Below are 14,700 nucleotides of genomic sequence, written 5' to 3' on the forward strand. Positions count from 1 at the left end.
TGGCTGGGCGGGGAATGCCAGTGCCTCATTCCCCTGCTGTTGTTTAATCTTCCTTCGTGGACTGTTTTAGCAGCTCCGGATCCCGGTTATTACACCAGCGGGTAAGGCAGGCCGAGGCCACTGTATTGCCCAAAAAAGCCCAGTCCATCCAGACGGGATTTTGCGCGTGTTTGTCCATGGCGGCGGCCGAGGCCAGCAGGGGCGTCCACAAAGCAGCCAGAACAATGCAGGAGAGCAAGCCTTTTCTTATTTTGATGGTTTTCATGAGTACACTTCCGGTGATTGGACGCTTTGCTTATAGCATGGTTTATTCTTTTTACACCAGCACGGCATGTCCATCGGGGCTTTGCAGCAGCTGAGCCCGGTAGCCAAAGTGTTTTTCCACCCGCTCGGGAGTGAGTACCTGCTCAGGCTTGCCGCTGCAGTCGATGCGGCCATCGTGCATCAGCACCAATTGATCACCATAGCGGGCCGCCAGATTGAGATCGTGTACGATCACCAGCACGGCGGTACCCTCGGCGGCCAGTTGCCGGGCCTCTCCCAGCAGGCCGTGCTGCTGGCCCAGATCCAACGCCGAGGTAGGCTCGTCCAGCAACAGCAGTTGCTGCCCGGGGCCGCCGGCCAGCTGAGCCAGCACACGGGCAAAGTGTACCCGCTGCTTTTCACCGCCGGACAGCCGGGGGTAGGCGGCCTCCTTCAGGTGCCATACATTGGCCTGCTGCATGCAGGCTTCCACTATGCGTTCGTTTTCCCGGTTCAGGGTATCGTGAGGAATGCGCCCCATGGCCACCACCTCATGGGCCAAAAACGGAAACATCAGGCCGGACTGCTGGGGCAGCACCGCCAGCCGGCGGGCCAGCTCCCGCTGGTGCCATTGCGCCCGCGGGCGGCCAAACAGGCGCAGCTCGCCCTCATGCTTCATTTCACCGGCAATGGCACGAAACAGGGTGCTTTTGCCGGCCCCGTTGGGGCCGATCAGCACGGTAACCCGGCCGGCTTCAAGCTCAAGCTCAATGTCGCTCAGCAACGGGCGGCGGTTGACCGACAACGACAGGCCGTGGATCTGCAGGGGAGGTGTCGTCATGCCAGGCCCACCCCTCGTTTTTGTTTCAGTAGCAGCCACAGGAAGAAAGGCGCGCCCAGCAGGGCGGTGACGATGCCCACGGGCATTTCTGCCGGGGCGGCCACAGTGCGGGCCAGCATATCGGCCAGCAGCAGCAACCAGGCACCTAGCAGTGCCGACAGCGGCAGCAGGCTGCGATGATCCGGACCTGAAATCAGCCGCACCAGGTGAGGCACCACCAGCCCCACAAAGCCGATAATGCCCACGGCGGCCACGCAAATGCCCACCGCCAGCGCGGTGATCAGCACCAGCTGGCGCTTAAGCCGCTGCACCTCAATGCCCAGATGGCGGGCTTCCGCTTCGCCCAGTGCCAGGGCGTTGAGCGCCGTGGCCTGACGGCCCAGCAGCAGCACCAGAATCAGAGCGGTGGCGCACACCAGCACCAGCTGGGGCACACTGCTTTGGGCCAGAGAGCCCATTTGCCATAAAGTGAGATCCCGCAAGGTTTCGTCATCGGCCAGGTAGTTCATCAGCCCCAGAACACCGCCGGCCAGAGCACCAATGGCCACCCCCGCCAGCAGCAGCACACCTACCGAGGTGCCCTGGGAGGTGCGCGACAGGCGGTAAATCACCAGTGTGGTAACAAGGCCGCCGCCAAAGGCCATAAAGGAGGTCAGGCCGGCACCCAGCCAGGCGGGCAGGGTGGCCGACAGCGGTGCCAGCAGCACCATGGACAGGGCCGCCCCCAGCGCAGCACCACTGGATACACCGATAATACCGGGATCTGCCAGCGGGTTGCGAAACAGGCCCTGCATCACGGCACCGCACATGGCCAGGGTGGCCCCCACCGCAAGACATAGCAGGGTGCGCGGCAGGCGAATATGCAGTAATACCAGTTGTTCGGTCTGGCTTAACTGAGTGAGGCTGCCCCAGTTCAGGGCCATGGGGCCGGTGGCCAGCGAGCTGATCCCGGTGGCCACCAGCAGAGCAAGCAGAGCAGGAAACAGGGCAGGGTGGCGCATCATGGTTTGGCGAACCACTCCCGGTGCAGGCGCTCGGCCTCACTCAGAGTAGACAGGCCCAGGCCGCCGATCAGCGCCCGGCCGTTAATGGCCACGATGGCATTTTGTTTGGCGGCCGGGGTTTGAGCCAGCAGCGGAAAACGGCGCAGCAGCTCGGCGGTAGTGCCTTGCTGGTCAAGGTGCCGGCGGCTTACCAGTATGACTTCGGGTTGCATGGTCACCAGGGCTTCCATGGCCACCGGTTTATAGCCTTCAAGCCCGGTGGCCGGGTTTTTTCCGCCGGCAAGGGTGATCAGGCTGTCGGCCAGGCTGTTACGCCCGGCGACCTGAATGTTATTGCCGTCGCCCAGCAGCAAAAATACCGCGCTTTTGCCATTGGCACCCTGCTTGAGTGCCTCGGCCTGTTGCTGCACCTGTTGGTGCAGGGCACCGGCGTCGGCTTGCCTGTCCAGCAGCTCACCCAGGCGAGTAATATTGTGCTGCAGCGCTTCCACTGTCAGGGCCTCTGGCAGTTTTTCCACGGTTACGCCGGCGCGCGCCACCAGCGCCAGGGCATCATCCGGGCCCATTTCCGCACTGCCCACCACCAGGTCCGGTTCGGCAGACAGCATGCCTTCGGCGCTGAGCTGACGATGATAACCCAGCCTGGGCAGGGTCAGCCCATCAGGCAGCACGCTGGTGCTGTCGGTGGCCACCAGCTTGTTCTCGGCATTGAGCGCCAGGATCAGCTCGGTCACGCTGCTGCCGGCGCTGAGTACGCGTTCACTATCGGCCGCCGCCGTGCCGGCCAGTAGTAACAGAGGGGCAAGCAGCAGGGCTTTCATTATTCTTCCTCCATCAGAATTTCAGTGGCCTGAATTTCATGCTCCTGCAAAAAGGCCAGCAGCTTCATCATATTGTCCACGGTCACAGCACCGTCCGAGGCCAGTATCAGATCCGCTTTTTTCAGCGCTTCTACCTGGCTTTCCAGCACCGGCCTGAAGGTGGCCCAGTCTTCATATTTTTCCCCCTGCAGCGCCCAGGCCGGGCTGCCCGCCAGCAGATTGATGGTGATGCTCTTTTCATCCAGCACGGCAGACAGCGCCTCGCTGTCGGTTTTGGGCAAGTCCACTTCCAGAGACTGCAGCGGAATATTGGCGGTGAGCAGCAAAAACACCAGCACGATAAAAATGATATCGAGCAGGGGAGTGATGTCGGGGGTCATGGCGCGCCAGGCCGACTGGCTCGCCTCCGGGCTTTTGATCATGAGCGACCTCCCAGCCCCAGTCCTTCCAGATGCAGGTTGCAGCGGTTCAGCTCGTGGGTCAGGCGGTCAAGCAGACGATCGGCCCAGAGCCCGAACAGCTGGGCACCGGCAATGGCCGGCAGGGCAATCAGCAGGCCGGCGGCGGTGGTGCTCATGGCCAGGCCCAGACCGTCGGCCAGCAGCGCCGGTGTAACGGGGCCGCCGCTCTCACCGATGCTTCTGAACATCTCAATCAGGCCAAGCACGGTACCCAGCAGGCCCAGCAGCGGGCTGATAACCCCCACCAGAGTCAGTACCCGCAAGCCGGCATGCAGACGGCGGCGCTGTTGCTGCAGCCAGACCGCGGCCAGATCTTCCCGAATGGCTTTAGAGCATTCCTGGTGTTGTATCAGCAACCGGCAGCCCTGCAGCATGACGGAGGCAGGGGCTTTTTCATCCTTGCCGGGATAGGTGTTGCCCTGGCTGCGCAGACGGCGTTTTTCCTGCTCGCCGCGCAGGCTTATCCACAGCAGGGTCAGACCCCGCTCCAGCCAGATGGCCAGAGTAATGACAGAGCAGATGATCAGGGGCCAGCTCATCAGGCCCAGTTGTTGATGCAGTTGATTAATAAACGCCATGATTTAGTCCAGTTTGAAACGAATGGGGATCTGTACGCGGTGAGCCAGGGCCCGGCCGTTTTCTATATAAGCAGAAAACCGCCATTTGGCGATGGCTTTAATGGCCGCCTTGTCGAGCACATTCACGCCGGAAGAGCGTGCCAGAACACGTTTGGTTTGCTTGCCCTGCTCGTCCAGCCATACCTCAACCACCACTGTGCCCTCCAGGCCACGCCGGCGCGCCTGCACCGGGTAGGCAATGGGCGAGGGCCGGGTCTTAAAGCTCGGCTTTTCAATGCGCTTGGGCGCACTGTTTTTGGTTTGCTGGGGCTGCTCCCTGGGAGCCTGTTTGACCGGCTCGGGGGCCGGTGCCGGCTTGGGAGCAGGCCCGGGCGCTGGCTCAGGCTTGGGCGCTGGCTCAGGTTTGGGCACAGGTTTTGGCTTGGGTTTGGGCTTAGGCTTGGGCTCGGGTTTCGGTTCCGGCTTTGGCTTGGCCGGCTCAGGCTTGGGTTTTGGCTCTGGTTTCGGTTCCGGCTTGGGTGGCGCGGGCTCAGGGGGAGCTGGCCTGGTCACGGTGGGCATCATTTTAACGCTGATGGGGCCCGGGTTTTCAGCCGGTGCCAGCGCAATTTCCATGGGATTGCGCTCCATTGCCTGAGCCAGCAGCCCATGAAGCAACAGAGAACAAACAACAAAGACGCCATAGCGTTTAAGGCTCACAATCCATCCTCAAAAAAACAGTACAAAAATATCACAGCCACAGCATACGGATTTTTATGGCAATGTCTATTGAAATGATAATTGGTTGCATTTAGAAAACTGTTTCATTAATCTCGCCACCATCTTAAAACCCAATAGGCGGGGAGTGCCAGGTGAAGCATAACGATGTGATAAGTAAGCCGTCGCTGATAGCGCTGGCTCTGGGATTGGCGTTGTCAGCACCGGCAACGGCTGTCGGCAGCAGTGAGCTGGAGGAAGTGCTGGTCCAGGCCAGCCGCGATAATTCTACCCTGAGCAGCAGCAAGTACAGCGCCGCTGTTATCACTCGTCAGCAACTGGAGCAACAGCAACCCGACAGTGTGGCTGACGCACTTAAATACCAGCCCAATATTGATATTGGCGGTGGCCCGCGGGGAAGTAATCAAAAACCGGTTATTCGTGGTCTTGAAGGTACCCGGGTGCTGCAGTTGGTAGACGGTGCCCGGCAGAACTTTGTGGCCGGACACAAAGGCACCTATCAGCTGGATCCCGAGCTGCTCAAGCAGATTGATGTTATTAAAGGTCCGGCCGGCAGCCTGTGGGGCAGTGGTGCCATTGGCGGCGTGGTGGCGCAGACCACTCAGGACGGGCGGGATTTGCTGAACGGTGGCCAGAGTGTGGGTGGCTATATCAGGCAGGGTCATGGCACGGCGGCAGATCAAAACCGTACCAGTGCTGCTATTTATGGTGCCGGTGAGCAGTTTGATCTGCTGCTGAACGGCTATTACCGGGATCAGAACGATGTTCGTCTGGGCGATGATCGCAGCCTTGCCTATTCCGCCGAGCGTGGTCAGGGCGGGCTGATCAAGCTTGGCTGGCAGCCGGACGATACTCAGCGCTTTAGCCTGAGTCACCGCCAGAGTGAAACCATCGGTTCGGTGCCCGGTAATCCTGAAACCAATGTGAATACCAGCAGTCCGCTGGTGGATCGGGAATCGACCGTTCAGAGTACTGTGCTGGATTATCAGCTGAACCCGGCCTCCGGGCTGGTGGATCTGGATCTGACGCTGTACCACAACCGCTCCGAAGTGGATGAGTTTCGTGTGGCACAAAACCAGCGTGATCATACTGACTATCGCACTCTGGGGCTCAGTCTGGTAAACCGCTCCCGGCTGGAGTGGGGTAAACTCACCTACGGACTGGACGGCTATCAGGATAAAAGCCGGGGCTACCGGCAAGGTACTAATCGTCCTATACCAGCAGATGGCCGTTCCGAGGTGGTGGGCAGCTTTGTGCAGGCTGAGCTGCCCTTGTCCGGGGCCTGGACCCTGCTGCCGGCTTTGCGTTACGACCATTTTCAGACCGAGGCCAAGAATCTTGCCGGTTCAAAGCGCAGCGAAAGCGAGCTGTCCAAATCGCTGGCGCTGAGCTGGCAGGCCACCGGCTGGCTGGAACTGATTGCCCGTTATGACGAGGCGTTCAGAGCACCTACCAGCGAAGAGCTGTACACCACAGGAACGCATTTCTCCCTGGGTCCGATGGGAACCAATGTCTTTGTGCCCAACCCTGAGCTGCGCCCGGAAAAAGCGGCCAACAAGGAGCTGATTGTCCGGGCAAGCTTTGATGGTGTGCTGACGGGCGAGGACAGGCTCAGGCTGAACGCCAGCCTGTTCCGGAATGAGGTGAAAGACTTTATTGAACAGCAAATTATCATGGACTTTGCCAACAGGGTGTTTGAAACCCGTTATGACAATGTGCAGGATGCTGAGCTGCAGGGAGGGGAGCTGGCCATTGACTATGACTGGCGGGATCTGGAGCTGGGCCTTTCTTACGGCCGCACCCTCGGCAGAGACAAGGCTACCGGCAAGGCACTGGAAGGCATTCCCGCCGACAAATGGGTGGCTCATGCCGGCTACTGGTTGCTGGATAGCCAGTTAAGGCTGGGTGCCCGGTTAACATATGCCGGCTCGGTACAATTTGAAGACAGAGATTACAGCAACTACACCCTGCTGGATGTGGGTGCCAGCTGGTATGCCCGGGGAGCATTAAGCGGGCTGGAGCTGGCTTTGACCGCAGATAACCTGACCGATCGTTATTACCGCCGTGCTTTCAGTGAGCTGTATGAGCCCGGACGTAATATCAAGCTGAGCGCCCTGTACCGCTTCTAATATTCAAGGAGTTATCCATGTCGGAGCTGAAAGAAAGTGTCAGCGCCCTGCTGGCCGCCGAGCCGGCCCTGCGCCCGGTGGAAATGGCCCGCCGGCTGAACACCAGCGAGTGGCGAGTGATGCAATGTCTGCCGGCGAACATGGTCTGCCCGCTGGCCGGCCGGCATGCTCAAACTGTGCTGGAGCAGGTGGCGGAGTGGGGGCCGGTGACCACCATTATTGAAGTGTCCGGCTCTGTTTTTGAGGTAAAGGCTCCCCTGCCCAGAGGCCGCATTGGCTATGGTTACTACAACCTGTTTGGTGCCCCCAGCGAGCTGCATGGTCACCTTAAACTGGATGCCATTTGTCATATTGCCCTGCAGAGCAAGCCGCACCGGGGCAAAGAGGCTCACGCCATTGTGTTTTACAATGAGGCAGGCCACTGCATTTTTAAAATTTATCTGGGCCGCGATGACAAGGGGACGCTGTTCCCTGAACAGGTGGCCGCTTTTCAGGCACTGAAGGAGTTGCAACATGGTTGATCAGGTGGAAAAACAGGCCCGTCTGCAGGGGCGTCTGGAGCCGGAAATTCGCGAGTTTCGGGATCGAATGAAAACCCTGCTGCTGGCCACCGTGGATGCCGAAGGGCAGCCCAATGTCAGCTATGCGCCGTTTGCCCTGCGTGAAGACGGTTATTACATTCTGATCAGCGAAATGGCCCGCCATGCCCGCAACCTGCTGGCCAATCCGAAAGTGTCGCTGATGATGGTGGAAGACGAGCAGGACAGCCGCACTCTGTTTGCCCGCAAGCGCCTGACCTTTGATGCCACCCCGGAGCGGATAGCGCGCAACACCGACGCCTGGCAGCTGGGGGTTGATGCTCTCACCGAGCGTCATGGCGAGACGGTAACCGGCCTGGCAAACCTGGCAGACTTTCATCTGTTTCGTCTGGTGCCCATCAAAGGTCTGTTTGTAAAAGGTTTTGGCCAGGCCTTTGCGGTAAGCGGAGACGATCTGGTGGATGTACTGCACCTGACTGACGGCCACAAACCCATGGCGGCGAATCAGTAATATAGTTTCGCGCCGTTAACAGCCCGCATGCATTTTGCCTGCGGGCTTTTTGTTTTTGTTGCAAGCGGCGCAGCACTGTGCCAAAACAGGGCTCATACTATGAGTGATGATGATAAATATGAAAAAAGGAAGTTTCTCATGGCTTTAGAATGTGTTGGCGACATCATGACCCGGGAGCTGCTGACTCTGGATCAGACCGCGACCCTGAAAGACGCCCATGATTTAATGCGTGAAAAAAGTATCCGGCATATTCCGGTGGTGGATCCGCTCACCGGCAAATTGCTGGGAGTTCTGACTCAAAAACGCATGATTGCTACCATTATGGGCCTGCTTTCCGACTATGGGGTCAGTGCTCTGGACAGACGGGAGCGCCAGTGCCGGGTCATGGAAATTCTGGATAATGATCTGGAAAGCGTGGATGTGCAGGCGCCGCTTACCGAAGTGGTGGACTTCTTTCTCAGCAACAAGCACGGCTGCCTGACGGTGGTGGATGAAGAAGGCCGGCTGCAGGGCATGGTCACTTCGTCTGACTTTGTGCGCTTGTGTGCCGAGCTGCTTAAAGCGCAGCAGTAATGATTGTTTGTTGAACAAAGCGCAGCCTGGCTGCGCTTTTTTTGGAGTCTTTCATGTTCAGCCTGTCTCACCTTTCCGCCGGCTTTATTGCGGTGCTGGTCGGCTACAGCAGCTCGGCTGCCATTATTTTTCAGGCTGCTGCGTCCGCCGGTGCCAGCCAGGCTCAGACCAGCTCCTGGATGTGGGCGCTGGGGCTGGGCTCGGGGCTGACCACCCTGCTGCTGACCCTGCGTTACCGCCAGCCGGTGCTGACCGCTTGGTCCACCCCCGGTGCGGCCCTGCTGGTGACGGCCCTGGCCGGTTTGCCCATGAGCGAGGCGGTGGGGGTTTTTCTGTTCAGCTCGGCGCTGCTGCTGGTGTGCGGCCTGACCGGCTGGTTTGATCATATTATGCGGTTGCTGCCCGGCGGACTGGCGGCAGCCATGCTGGGCGGCGTGCTGCTTAACTTTGGCCTGGACCTGTTCGTGTCGGTGCAGACGGCACCGGTACTGGTGATTGCCATGCTGGCGGTGTACCTGGCGCTGCGCCGGCGGCTGTCCCGCTATGTGATCCCCTTGTGTCTACTGGCCGGGCTGGCGCTGGCGGCAGGGCAGGGGCTGATGCATCCGGAGCGGCTAGACTGGCAAGTTGCCGGCCCGGTGCTGATGTGGCCCACCTTCAGCTTCGCCAGCCTGATCGGCGTGGGCCTGCCGCTGTTTATGGTGACCATGGCGTCCCAGAATGTGCCCGGGGTGGCGGTGTTGCGCGCCCACGGCTATAACGTGCCGGCCTCGCCGCTGGTGAGTGTGACCGGCCTGGCCGGGGTATTGCTGGCCCCCTTTGGCGGTTTTGCCTTTAACCTGGCGGCGATCAGCGCCGCCATCTGCATGGGGCCGGAGGTGGATGCTGCCCCCGAGCGGCGCTACAGGGCCACGCTCTGGGCCGGCCTGTTTTATATTCTGATGGGGCTGTTTGCCGCTACTGTGGTGTCGCTGTTTGCGGCCCTGCCCAAAGAGCTCATCATGGCCATTGCCGGGCTGGCGCTGCTTGGCACCATTGGCAACAGTTTAACGGTGGCATTGCGGGACGAGCAGGAACGGGACGCGGCCCTGCTCACCTTTATGGTCACGGCGTCGGGCGTGTCTTTGCTGGGCATTGGCAGCGCCTTCTGGGGGCTGGTGATTGGCGGCGGTGTGCACTGGCTGAACAGCCGCAAAAGAAAGCTGGAAGCCGTAAGCTAGAGGCGGGAAGTAAAAAAGCCCGGCGTTAGCCGGGCATTTTCAAATCACTAATCCCCAGTCCCTGTTCACTGACCCGCGGCCTGCGGCCGTGAACGGCGGCGGGGTGCGCCGGTACGCTGGCCGTCGCCATTGCCGCTGCGGTTGCCATCACTGCGCTGACCAGAGCGCTGACCACCATTACGGCCGCCACCGGCACGCTGGCCATTGCGTTGGCCACCGTTGCGCTGGCCGCCAGACCGCTGGCCGCCACCATTGCGGCCGCGGTTGCCACCGCGAGGCTCCAGAGGCGTTTTGGGCGCATTGGGATCCGGTTCAAAGCCGGGCACCTGCTCCAGTTCAGCAGTCTGCTTGATCAGCTTTTCAATGGCCTTCAGCAGCGGTTTTTCCTCGGCACTGACCAGCGACAGGGCTTCGCCGTCGCTGCCGGCCCGGCCGGTGCGGCCAATGCGGTGCACATAGTCTTCCGCCACATGGGGCAGCTCATAGTTGACCACATGGGGCAGCTCGCTGATGTCGATGCCGCGGGCGGCAATATCGGTGGCCACCAGCACGCGAATGCCGCCGCTCTTGAACTCGCTCAGGGCCTTGGTGCGGGCACCCTGGCTCTTGTTGCCGTGAATAGCCATGGCCGGCAGGCCGTCCTTGCCCAGCTGCTCGGCCAGGCGGTTGGCACCGTGCTTGGTGCGGGTAAACACCAGCACCTGACGCCAGTTGTGATGGCCAATGTGGTAGCTGAGCAGGGCGCGCTTGCGGCCCTTGTCCACTTCAAAGAAACGCTGGGAAATGGTTTCGGCGGTGGCGTTGCGGCGGGCCACTTCAATGTGCTCGGGCTGGTGCAGCAGATCTTCCGCCAGCGCCTTGATCTCGTCGGAGAAGGTGGCGGAAAACAGCAGGTTCTGCCGTTGTTTGGGCAGCAGTGCCAGAATGCGGCGAATGTCGCGAATAAAGCCCATGTCGAGCATGCGGTCGGCTTCGTCCAGTACCAGCATTTCCACCCGGGAGAGATCGATGGAACGCTGGGACACATGATCCAGCAGCCGGCCCGGAGTGGCCACCACGATATCAACCTTGCGGCCCAAGGCCTTCATTTGCGGGTTGATGCTGACGCCGCCGAACATTACCAGGGTGCGCAGGCCGGTGTGTTTGGCATAGGCGCGCAGGTTTTCTTCCACCTGAGCGGCCAGCTCACGGGTGGGGGTGAGCACCAGAGCGCGAACCGGTGCCCGGCCGTTGGCCAGGGGGCGGGCCTTGGTTTCACTCAGGCGCTGCAGCATGGGCAGGCCAAAACCGGCGGTTTTGCCGGTGCCGGTCTGAGCGCCGGCGAGAAGGTCACCGCCCTTCAGAACCAGCGGAATGGCCTGTTGCTGAATGGGGGTCGGCTGGGTGTAGCCACATTCGTTAATGGCTTGAACGAGGTTATCGTTCAGACCGAGGGAAGCAAATGACATGAGACTCCGAACTAACAAGGTCCTGGCGGACGATTGAGGGATTGCCGGTGGGCAAAGTGCCGGCATGATAACAGAAAAGCGGCAAAAGCCATAAAAAGCGCACTTGCCGGTCGGCTACGGCCATCCCCACTGCTGCTTCGGGCAACATCGGTGGCGTCTGTCAGCTGTACCCGCGCGGATCATCGGTAAAAATCATATCCACGCCCCAGTCGGCCAGGGTATGCATGCGGGCCACCTCGTTTACGGTGTAGCAGTGCAGAGAAAAACCGGCGGCTTTGATTGTTTTCGCCTGAGACTGAGTCAGGTATTTATGATTGCAGTGCAGGGCGGTGCAGCCAAGCCGCTGTAATTGAGCATGCCAGTCGCGGGGCAGGCGCTCCACCAGCAGGCCGCGGGCAATGGCGGGGGCCAGTAGCTGCAGGTGGGCCAGGCAGGTCGGTTCAAAGCTGGAGAACAGCAGGGTGCCGGCAGGCGTTTGCTGCTCGTTAACCACCTCGCTCACCCGCCGGCTCAGCTGGGCGGCATCATCACCGCCATGAATTTTCAGTTCAATATTTACCTTCATGCCCAAGGTATTTGCCAGCGCCAAGTAGTCCGCCAGCCGGGGAATGGGCTCGCCGGCAAACGCAGGGCCAAACCAGCCACTGGCATCCAGCCGGGCCAGCTCCTGCCATGCCAGCTCGCGTACCTGTCCACGGCCATTGCTGCAGCGGTTAACGGTTTGATCGTGGATTACCACCACTTCGTCGTCCTGGCTGAGCTGTACGTCAATTTCCACCCATTCAAGCCCGAGCCTGTGAGCAGCACGCAGGCCGGCCAGGGTATTTTCCGGTGCCAGCGCTGCCACGCCGCGATGTCCGCATAGTTTCATATTAATGCCCGCCAGTGTCAGACCACAGTTGTATTACCGCTACGCCGGCAATAATCAGCCCCATGCCAAGCACGGCGGCCAGGTCCGGCAGCTGGCGGTAAAATAATATCGCCAGCAGAGTTACCAGTACGATACCGGCCCCGGACCAGATGGCATAGGCCACCCCCACCGGCACGGTTTTCACCACCAGCCCCAGCAGCCAGAACGCCAGACCATAACCCATGACTACCAGCAGGGAGGGACCAGGCCGGGTAAAACCGGCGGCGGCCTTCAGGGCGGTGGTGGCCACCACTTCGGCCACGATGGCCAGGGTCAGCAGCAAATATGCATTCATAGGTTTTGGTTCAGTTACAAAAGAAACGGTTAATATGCCCGAGTTTATCGTAAACTGACCGCGGAGTAAGGTTCGCCTTGCTTTACTGAACCGGTTTCCTACTTTCTGCGTTGTGTTTGTTTATGATAAATCCTCTCGATTACGGCCGATCCCAGTGGCGGCAAATTCTTACAGACTATGCACCAGCGCTGCGTCATGACATATACAAATTGGTGCAGGCTCACAGCCGGGAGCTGGCGCTGAATTTCTATCAGCAAATGATGGTTCTGCCCGATGCCCGCCGTTTTCTTGAGCATGAGCAGGTAAACCGGCAGCTGACCGCCTCCATGACCCGCTGGCTGGAGCAGGTGTTTTCGGTGCAGGAACTTGCCCAGGTAGATGATGCCGTGGAGCGTCAGTTTGAGGTAGGCCGGGTACATGCTCGCATTAATCTGCCTGTTAATTTGGTATCGGCTGGTGCCCGGCTGCATAAAAAACGTTTGCTTGAATACGTTACTCAGCAGTGGCATGAGCCAGAGCAATGGCTGCAGGCAGGCACTTATCTGATAGAAGTGATTGACCTTTCCCTGGAGTTGATGAATCTGGCATTTGCTTCCAAATCGGATATCAAGAGCCGGGCAGCAGAAGCCTACCGGCTGCACAATCTGGGCATGAACCTGTCGGTGGAACGGGAGCGGCAACGGGCTTCCCTGCTTGACTGGAGCCAGGAGCTGATGTTCAGTCTGCACCAGCTTGGCATGCCGTTGCAGCCGCTGCGCCAGTCGGAGTTTGGCCTCTGGTTTTATCATCAGGCGATGTCGGTATTTGAGAGCGCGCCCGAGCTTGAAAAAATAGAGCGCATTCTCAATCAGATAGATGAGCAGCAGTTGCCGGCACTGGAAGGGGGGCTGGAGCAGCGGACACAGCTTGCAGAAAACATGGCGGCACTGCAGCAACAGCTGCGATCCGTGTCTTATCTGCTGAGTACGCTGTTTGATCGTTTTATTGAACTTGAGCATGGCCGCGACACCCTGACCCGGTTGCTGGACCGGCGTTTTTTGCCGGCGGTACTGAACCGGGAAGTGCGCCTAGCCATGCGCGGTGGCGGCACTTTTTCTGTGGTGCTGTTCGATGTGGACCATTTCAAGTCCATTAACGATAATCACGGCCACCAGGGGGGCGATCTGGTGCTGCAGCAGGTAGCGGGGCTGGTGGCCGGCAATATTCGCAGCAGCGACTTCTGTTTTCGTTATGGCGGTGAAGAGCTGCTGGTGGTATTGGTAGAAGCCGATGCCAAAAACGCGTTGAAAGTAGCGGAGAAAATTCGCGAAAAACTGATGAACAGCGAGCTGGAGCTGGAAGAGCAGCAGGTACTGAAGGTGACCATCAGTGGCGGCGTGGCCACCTTTGACGGCCACCCCGACTATGCTCAGCTGATTAACCGGGCCGATGACGCCCTCTATCGTGCCAAGGCCGAAGGCCGCAACCGTTGCATTGCCGCCGATTGATTAACGGCAATCGGGGGGAGCCATGTTAATGGCCGGCAATGGCTCGCCTGCCAGGCGGGGGGCGGGCAGGGCCTGCACTTGTAAAGACCACAAGGGTGCTGCCGGCCGGGCTTCATCGGGAAGTACAGGGTAAATCAGCGCCATTTTCACTCCGGGCATGCGCTGTTGCAGCCGCTGGGCCGTACCCAGGCCATCGGCAATATGAAAGCGGCCCACGGTCAGCATGATTTTGTGCTTGGGGTGCTCGGCCAGATATAACGCCATGCTTTCGGCCATGGTGTCATCCCAGCTGGTTTGTGCCGCAAACTGATTTTCGCTCGGAGCATGACCGTGAAAGCGGGTGGCCATAAAGCGTATTTTGTAGTCATCTTCGTCCAGGGTCAGCTGTTTTGCTACCCAGCCTCGCTCATTATCGGGCAAGCGGTTCAGATAATCCGGCCCCAGTTTGCCAATGCAGCGCACAATATTACGCGGCGCATTGGCGGCAATCACCTCAATGCCGGCTGCTTTTGCCAGCTCCACCAGCGGCCGGTAATCATGGCGGTAGGAAGGCCAGGCGTTGGCTTGTTCAATAAAGGCATCTTCGCCTATCTTGCCGGCAAGATAGGCATTTACCTCAGGCTGGTGATCACGGGTGAATTGCTCCATGGCCAGTGCCATCGGCCGGGGCTGGTTCAGCAGCGCCGCCAGCAGTTCTGCCTGAAAACGGTGTACACCTGTGTGACCGTGCAGCTCGCCCACCATAATCACATCGGCATCGGTCAGCCTTTGCGCCGCTTCTGCCACGCTTAACGGCCGGCCCTTATCGTCCAGCAGTTGATAGTCGTACAGGGTATCGGCCGCCTGAGGCTGAGCCTGGCAGCCGGCCAGCAGCAGAGTGCAGAGCAGCATACTGATATATCGCATAAGCGGGCCTTTTATTT

At 59.7% G+C, this 14,700-nt stretch carries 17 protein-coding genes; 6 read left to right on the top strand and 11 right to left on the bottom strand.

The genetic code is table 11. The features are described from left to right. Nucleotides 1-43: 43 nt before the first annotated feature. Genes R0I78_RS00645 through R0I78_RS00675 form a run of 7 tightly spaced genes read right to left on the bottom strand, consistent with a single transcriptional unit; the run spans nt 44 to nt 4,647 of the window. Nucleotides 44-265, bottom strand: coding sequence for a hypothetical protein (locus tag R0I78_RS00645; RefSeq protein ID WP_317073928.1), 222 nt, complete (start codon nt 263-265; stop codon nt 44-46). Nucleotides 266-316: 51 nt separating this feature from the next. Beyond that, nucleotides 317-1,084 (bottom strand): heme ABC transporter ATP-binding protein, encoded by a 768-nt coding sequence (locus R0I78_RS00650; protein ID WP_317073929.1) that lies wholly within the window; start codon nt 1,082-1,084, stop codon nt 317-319. Continuing rightward, nucleotides 1,081-2,088 (bottom strand): iron ABC transporter permease, encoded by a 1,008-nt coding sequence (locus tag R0I78_RS00655; RefSeq protein WP_317073930.1) that lies wholly within the window; start codon nt 2,086-2,088, stop codon nt 1,081-1,083. The genes R0I78_RS00650 and R0I78_RS00655 overlap by 4 nt, the downstream gene beginning before the upstream one ends. Next, nucleotides 2,085-2,909 carry a hemin ABC transporter substrate-binding protein gene (locus tag R0I78_RS00660; RefSeq protein WP_317073931.1) on the bottom strand — a complete coding sequence of 275 codons (825 nt, stop codon included), beginning with the start codon at nt 2,907-2,909 and terminating at the stop codon, nt 2,085-2,087. The genes R0I78_RS00655 and R0I78_RS00660 overlap by 4 nt, the downstream gene beginning before the upstream one ends. Next, nucleotides 2,909-3,331 (bottom strand): ExbD/TolR family protein, encoded by a 423-nt coding sequence (locus R0I78_RS00665; protein ID WP_019933466.1) that lies wholly within the window; start codon nt 3,329-3,331, stop codon nt 2,909-2,911. Before R0I78_RS00665 ends, R0I78_RS00660 begins: the two co-directional genes overlap by 1 nt. Further along, nucleotides 3,328-3,948 (bottom strand): MotA/TolQ/ExbB proton channel family protein, encoded by a 621-nt coding sequence (locus tag R0I78_RS00670; RefSeq protein ID WP_019933467.1) that lies wholly within the window; start codon nt 3,946-3,948, stop codon nt 3,328-3,330. Before R0I78_RS00670 ends, R0I78_RS00665 begins: the two co-directional genes overlap by 4 nt. 3 nt (nt 3,949-3,951) lie before the next feature. Continuing rightward, nucleotides 3,952-4,647 carry an energy transducer TonB gene (locus R0I78_RS00675; protein WP_317073932.1) on the bottom strand — a complete coding sequence of 232 codons (696 nt, stop codon included), beginning with the start codon at nt 4,645-4,647 and terminating at the stop codon, nt 3,952-3,954. 152 nt (nt 4,648-4,799) lie between these two features. Between R0I78_RS00675 and R0I78_RS00680 the strand changes: the two genes are divergently transcribed. The 5 genes from R0I78_RS00680 (at nt 4,800) to R0I78_RS00700 (ending at nt 9,637) form a co-directional block, all read left to right on the top strand. Next, nucleotides 4,800-6,794 carry a TonB-dependent hemoglobin/transferrin/lactoferrin family receptor gene (locus R0I78_RS00680; protein ID WP_317073933.1) on the top strand — a complete coding sequence of 665 codons (1,995 nt, stop codon included), beginning with the start codon at nt 4,800-4,802 and terminating at the stop codon, nt 6,792-6,794. 17 nt (nt 6,795-6,811) lie between these two features. After that, on the top strand, nt 6,812-7,315 hold the full coding sequence (gene hutX, locus R0I78_RS00685) for a heme utilization cystosolic carrier protein HutX (RefSeq protein ID WP_317073934.1): 504 nt from the start codon (nt 6,812-6,814) through the stop codon (nt 7,313-7,315). Beyond that, a complete protein-coding gene (gene hutZ, locus R0I78_RS00690) occupies nt 7,308-7,844 on the top strand; it encodes a heme utilization protein HutZ (protein ID WP_317073935.1) in 537 nt (178 codons plus the stop codon). Before hutX ends, hutZ begins: the two co-directional genes overlap by 8 nt. 138 nt (nt 7,845-7,982) lie before the next feature. Continuing rightward, the gene (locus R0I78_RS00695; protein WP_019933473.1) at nt 7,983-8,417 is read left to right on the top strand and encodes an HPP family protein; all 435 of its coding nucleotides are present in this window, start codon (nt 7,983-7,985) and stop codon (nt 8,415-8,417) included. A 53-nt stretch (nt 8,418-8,470) separates the two neighbouring features. Next, on the top strand, nt 8,471-9,637 hold the full coding sequence (locus R0I78_RS00700) for a benzoate/H(+) symporter BenE family transporter (RefSeq protein ID WP_317073936.1): 1,167 nt from the start codon (nt 8,471-8,473) through the stop codon (nt 9,635-9,637). Nucleotides 9,638-9,702: 65 nt separating this feature from the next. On the opposite strand, the gene R0I78_RS00705 is transcribed toward R0I78_RS00700, so the two are convergent. The 3 genes from R0I78_RS00705 to R0I78_RS00715 form a co-directional block, all read right to left on the bottom strand. Next, nucleotides 9,703-11,085, bottom strand: a complete 1,383-nt coding sequence (locus tag R0I78_RS00705) for a DEAD/DEAH box helicase (RefSeq protein ID WP_317073937.1) — start codon at nt 11,083-11,085, stop codon at nt 9,703-9,705. 160 nt (nt 11,086-11,245) lie between these two features. Next, nucleotides 11,246-11,956, bottom strand: a complete 711-nt coding sequence (locus R0I78_RS00710) for a glycerophosphoryl diester phosphodiesterase (RefSeq protein ID WP_317073938.1) — start codon at nt 11,954-11,956, stop codon at nt 11,246-11,248. A 1-nt stretch (nt 11,957) separates the two neighbouring features. Next, nucleotides 11,958-12,290, bottom strand: coding sequence for a DMT family transporter (locus R0I78_RS00715; protein WP_019933478.1), 333 nt, complete (start codon nt 12,288-12,290; stop codon nt 11,958-11,960). A gap of 122 nt (nt 12,291-12,412) precedes the next feature. Here R0I78_RS00715 and R0I78_RS00720 point away from each other — a divergent pair, with 122 nt between their 5' ends. Continuing rightward, nucleotides 12,413-13,777, top strand: a complete 1,365-nt coding sequence (locus R0I78_RS00720; RefSeq protein WP_317073939.1) for a GGDEF domain-containing protein — start codon at nt 12,413-12,415, stop codon at nt 13,775-13,777. Here the strand turns inward: R0I78_RS00720 and R0I78_RS00725 are convergent, their stop codons facing one another. Beyond that, on the bottom strand, nt 13,778-14,683 hold the full coding sequence (locus R0I78_RS00725; protein ID WP_317073940.1) for a ChaN family lipoprotein: 906 nt from the start codon (nt 14,681-14,683) through the stop codon (nt 13,778-13,780). It abuts the gene before it with no gap. Nucleotides 14,684-14,700: the final 17 nt, after the last annotated feature.

This window comes from Oceanimonas sp. CAM02 (genome assembly GCF_032842915.1).
Taxonomy (GTDB): Bacteria; Pseudomonadota; Gammaproteobacteria; order Enterobacterales; family Aeromonadaceae; genus Oceanimonas; species Oceanimonas smirnovii.

Bases quoted from the DNA above. Each gene is read 5' to 3' on its own strand.
- R0I78_RS00645 (WP_317073928.1), bottom strand. From the start codon at position 265: ATGAAAACCATCAAAATAAGAAAAGGCTTGCTCTCCTGCATTGTTCTG.
- hutZ (WP_317073935.1), top strand. From the start codon at position 7,308: ATGGTTGATCAGGTGGAAAAACAGGCCCGTCTGCAGGGGCGTCTGGAG.
- R0I78_RS00720 (WP_317073939.1), top strand. From the start codon at position 12,413: ATGATAAATCCTCTCGATTACGGCCGATCCCAGTGGCGGCAAATTCTT.
- R0I78_RS00695 (WP_019933473.1), top strand. From the start codon at position 7,983: ATGGCTTTAGAATGTGTTGGCGACATCATGACCCGGGAGCTGCTGACT.
- R0I78_RS00715 (WP_019933478.1), bottom strand. From the start codon at position 12,290: ATGAATGCATATTTGCTGCTGACCCTGGCCATCGTGGCCGAAGTGGTG.
- R0I78_RS00710 (WP_317073938.1), bottom strand. From the start codon at position 11,956: ATGAAACTATGCGGACATCGCGGCGTGGCAGCGCTGGCACCGGAAAAT.
- R0I78_RS00650 (WP_317073929.1), bottom strand. From the start codon at position 1,084: ATGACGACACCTCCCCTGCAGATCCACGGCCTGTCGTTGTCGGTCAAC.
- R0I78_RS00665 (WP_019933466.1), bottom strand. From the start codon at position 3,331: ATGATCAAAAGCCCGGAGGCGAGCCAGTCGGCCTGGCGCGCCATGACC.
- R0I78_RS00700 (WP_317073936.1), top strand. From the start codon at position 8,471: ATGTTCAGCCTGTCTCACCTTTCCGCCGGCTTTATTGCGGTGCTGGTC.
- R0I78_RS00655 (WP_317073930.1), bottom strand. From the start codon at position 2,088: ATGATGCGCCACCCTGCCCTGTTTCCTGCTCTGCTTGCTCTGCTGGTG.
- R0I78_RS00705 (WP_317073937.1), bottom strand. From the start codon at position 11,085: ATGTCATTTGCTTCCCTCGGTCTGAACGATAACCTCGTTCAAGCCATT.
- R0I78_RS00670 (WP_019933467.1), bottom strand. From the start codon at position 3,948: ATGGCGTTTATTAATCAACTGCATCAACAACTGGGCCTGATGAGCTGG.
- R0I78_RS00660 (WP_317073931.1), bottom strand. From the start codon at position 2,909: ATGAAAGCCCTGCTGCTTGCCCCTCTGTTACTACTGGCCGGCACGGCG.
- hutX (WP_317073934.1), top strand. From the start codon at position 6,812: ATGTCGGAGCTGAAAGAAAGTGTCAGCGCCCTGCTGGCCGCCGAGCCG.
- R0I78_RS00725 (WP_317073940.1), bottom strand. From the start codon at position 14,683: ATGCGATATATCAGTATGCTGCTCTGCACTCTGCTGCTGGCCGGCTGC.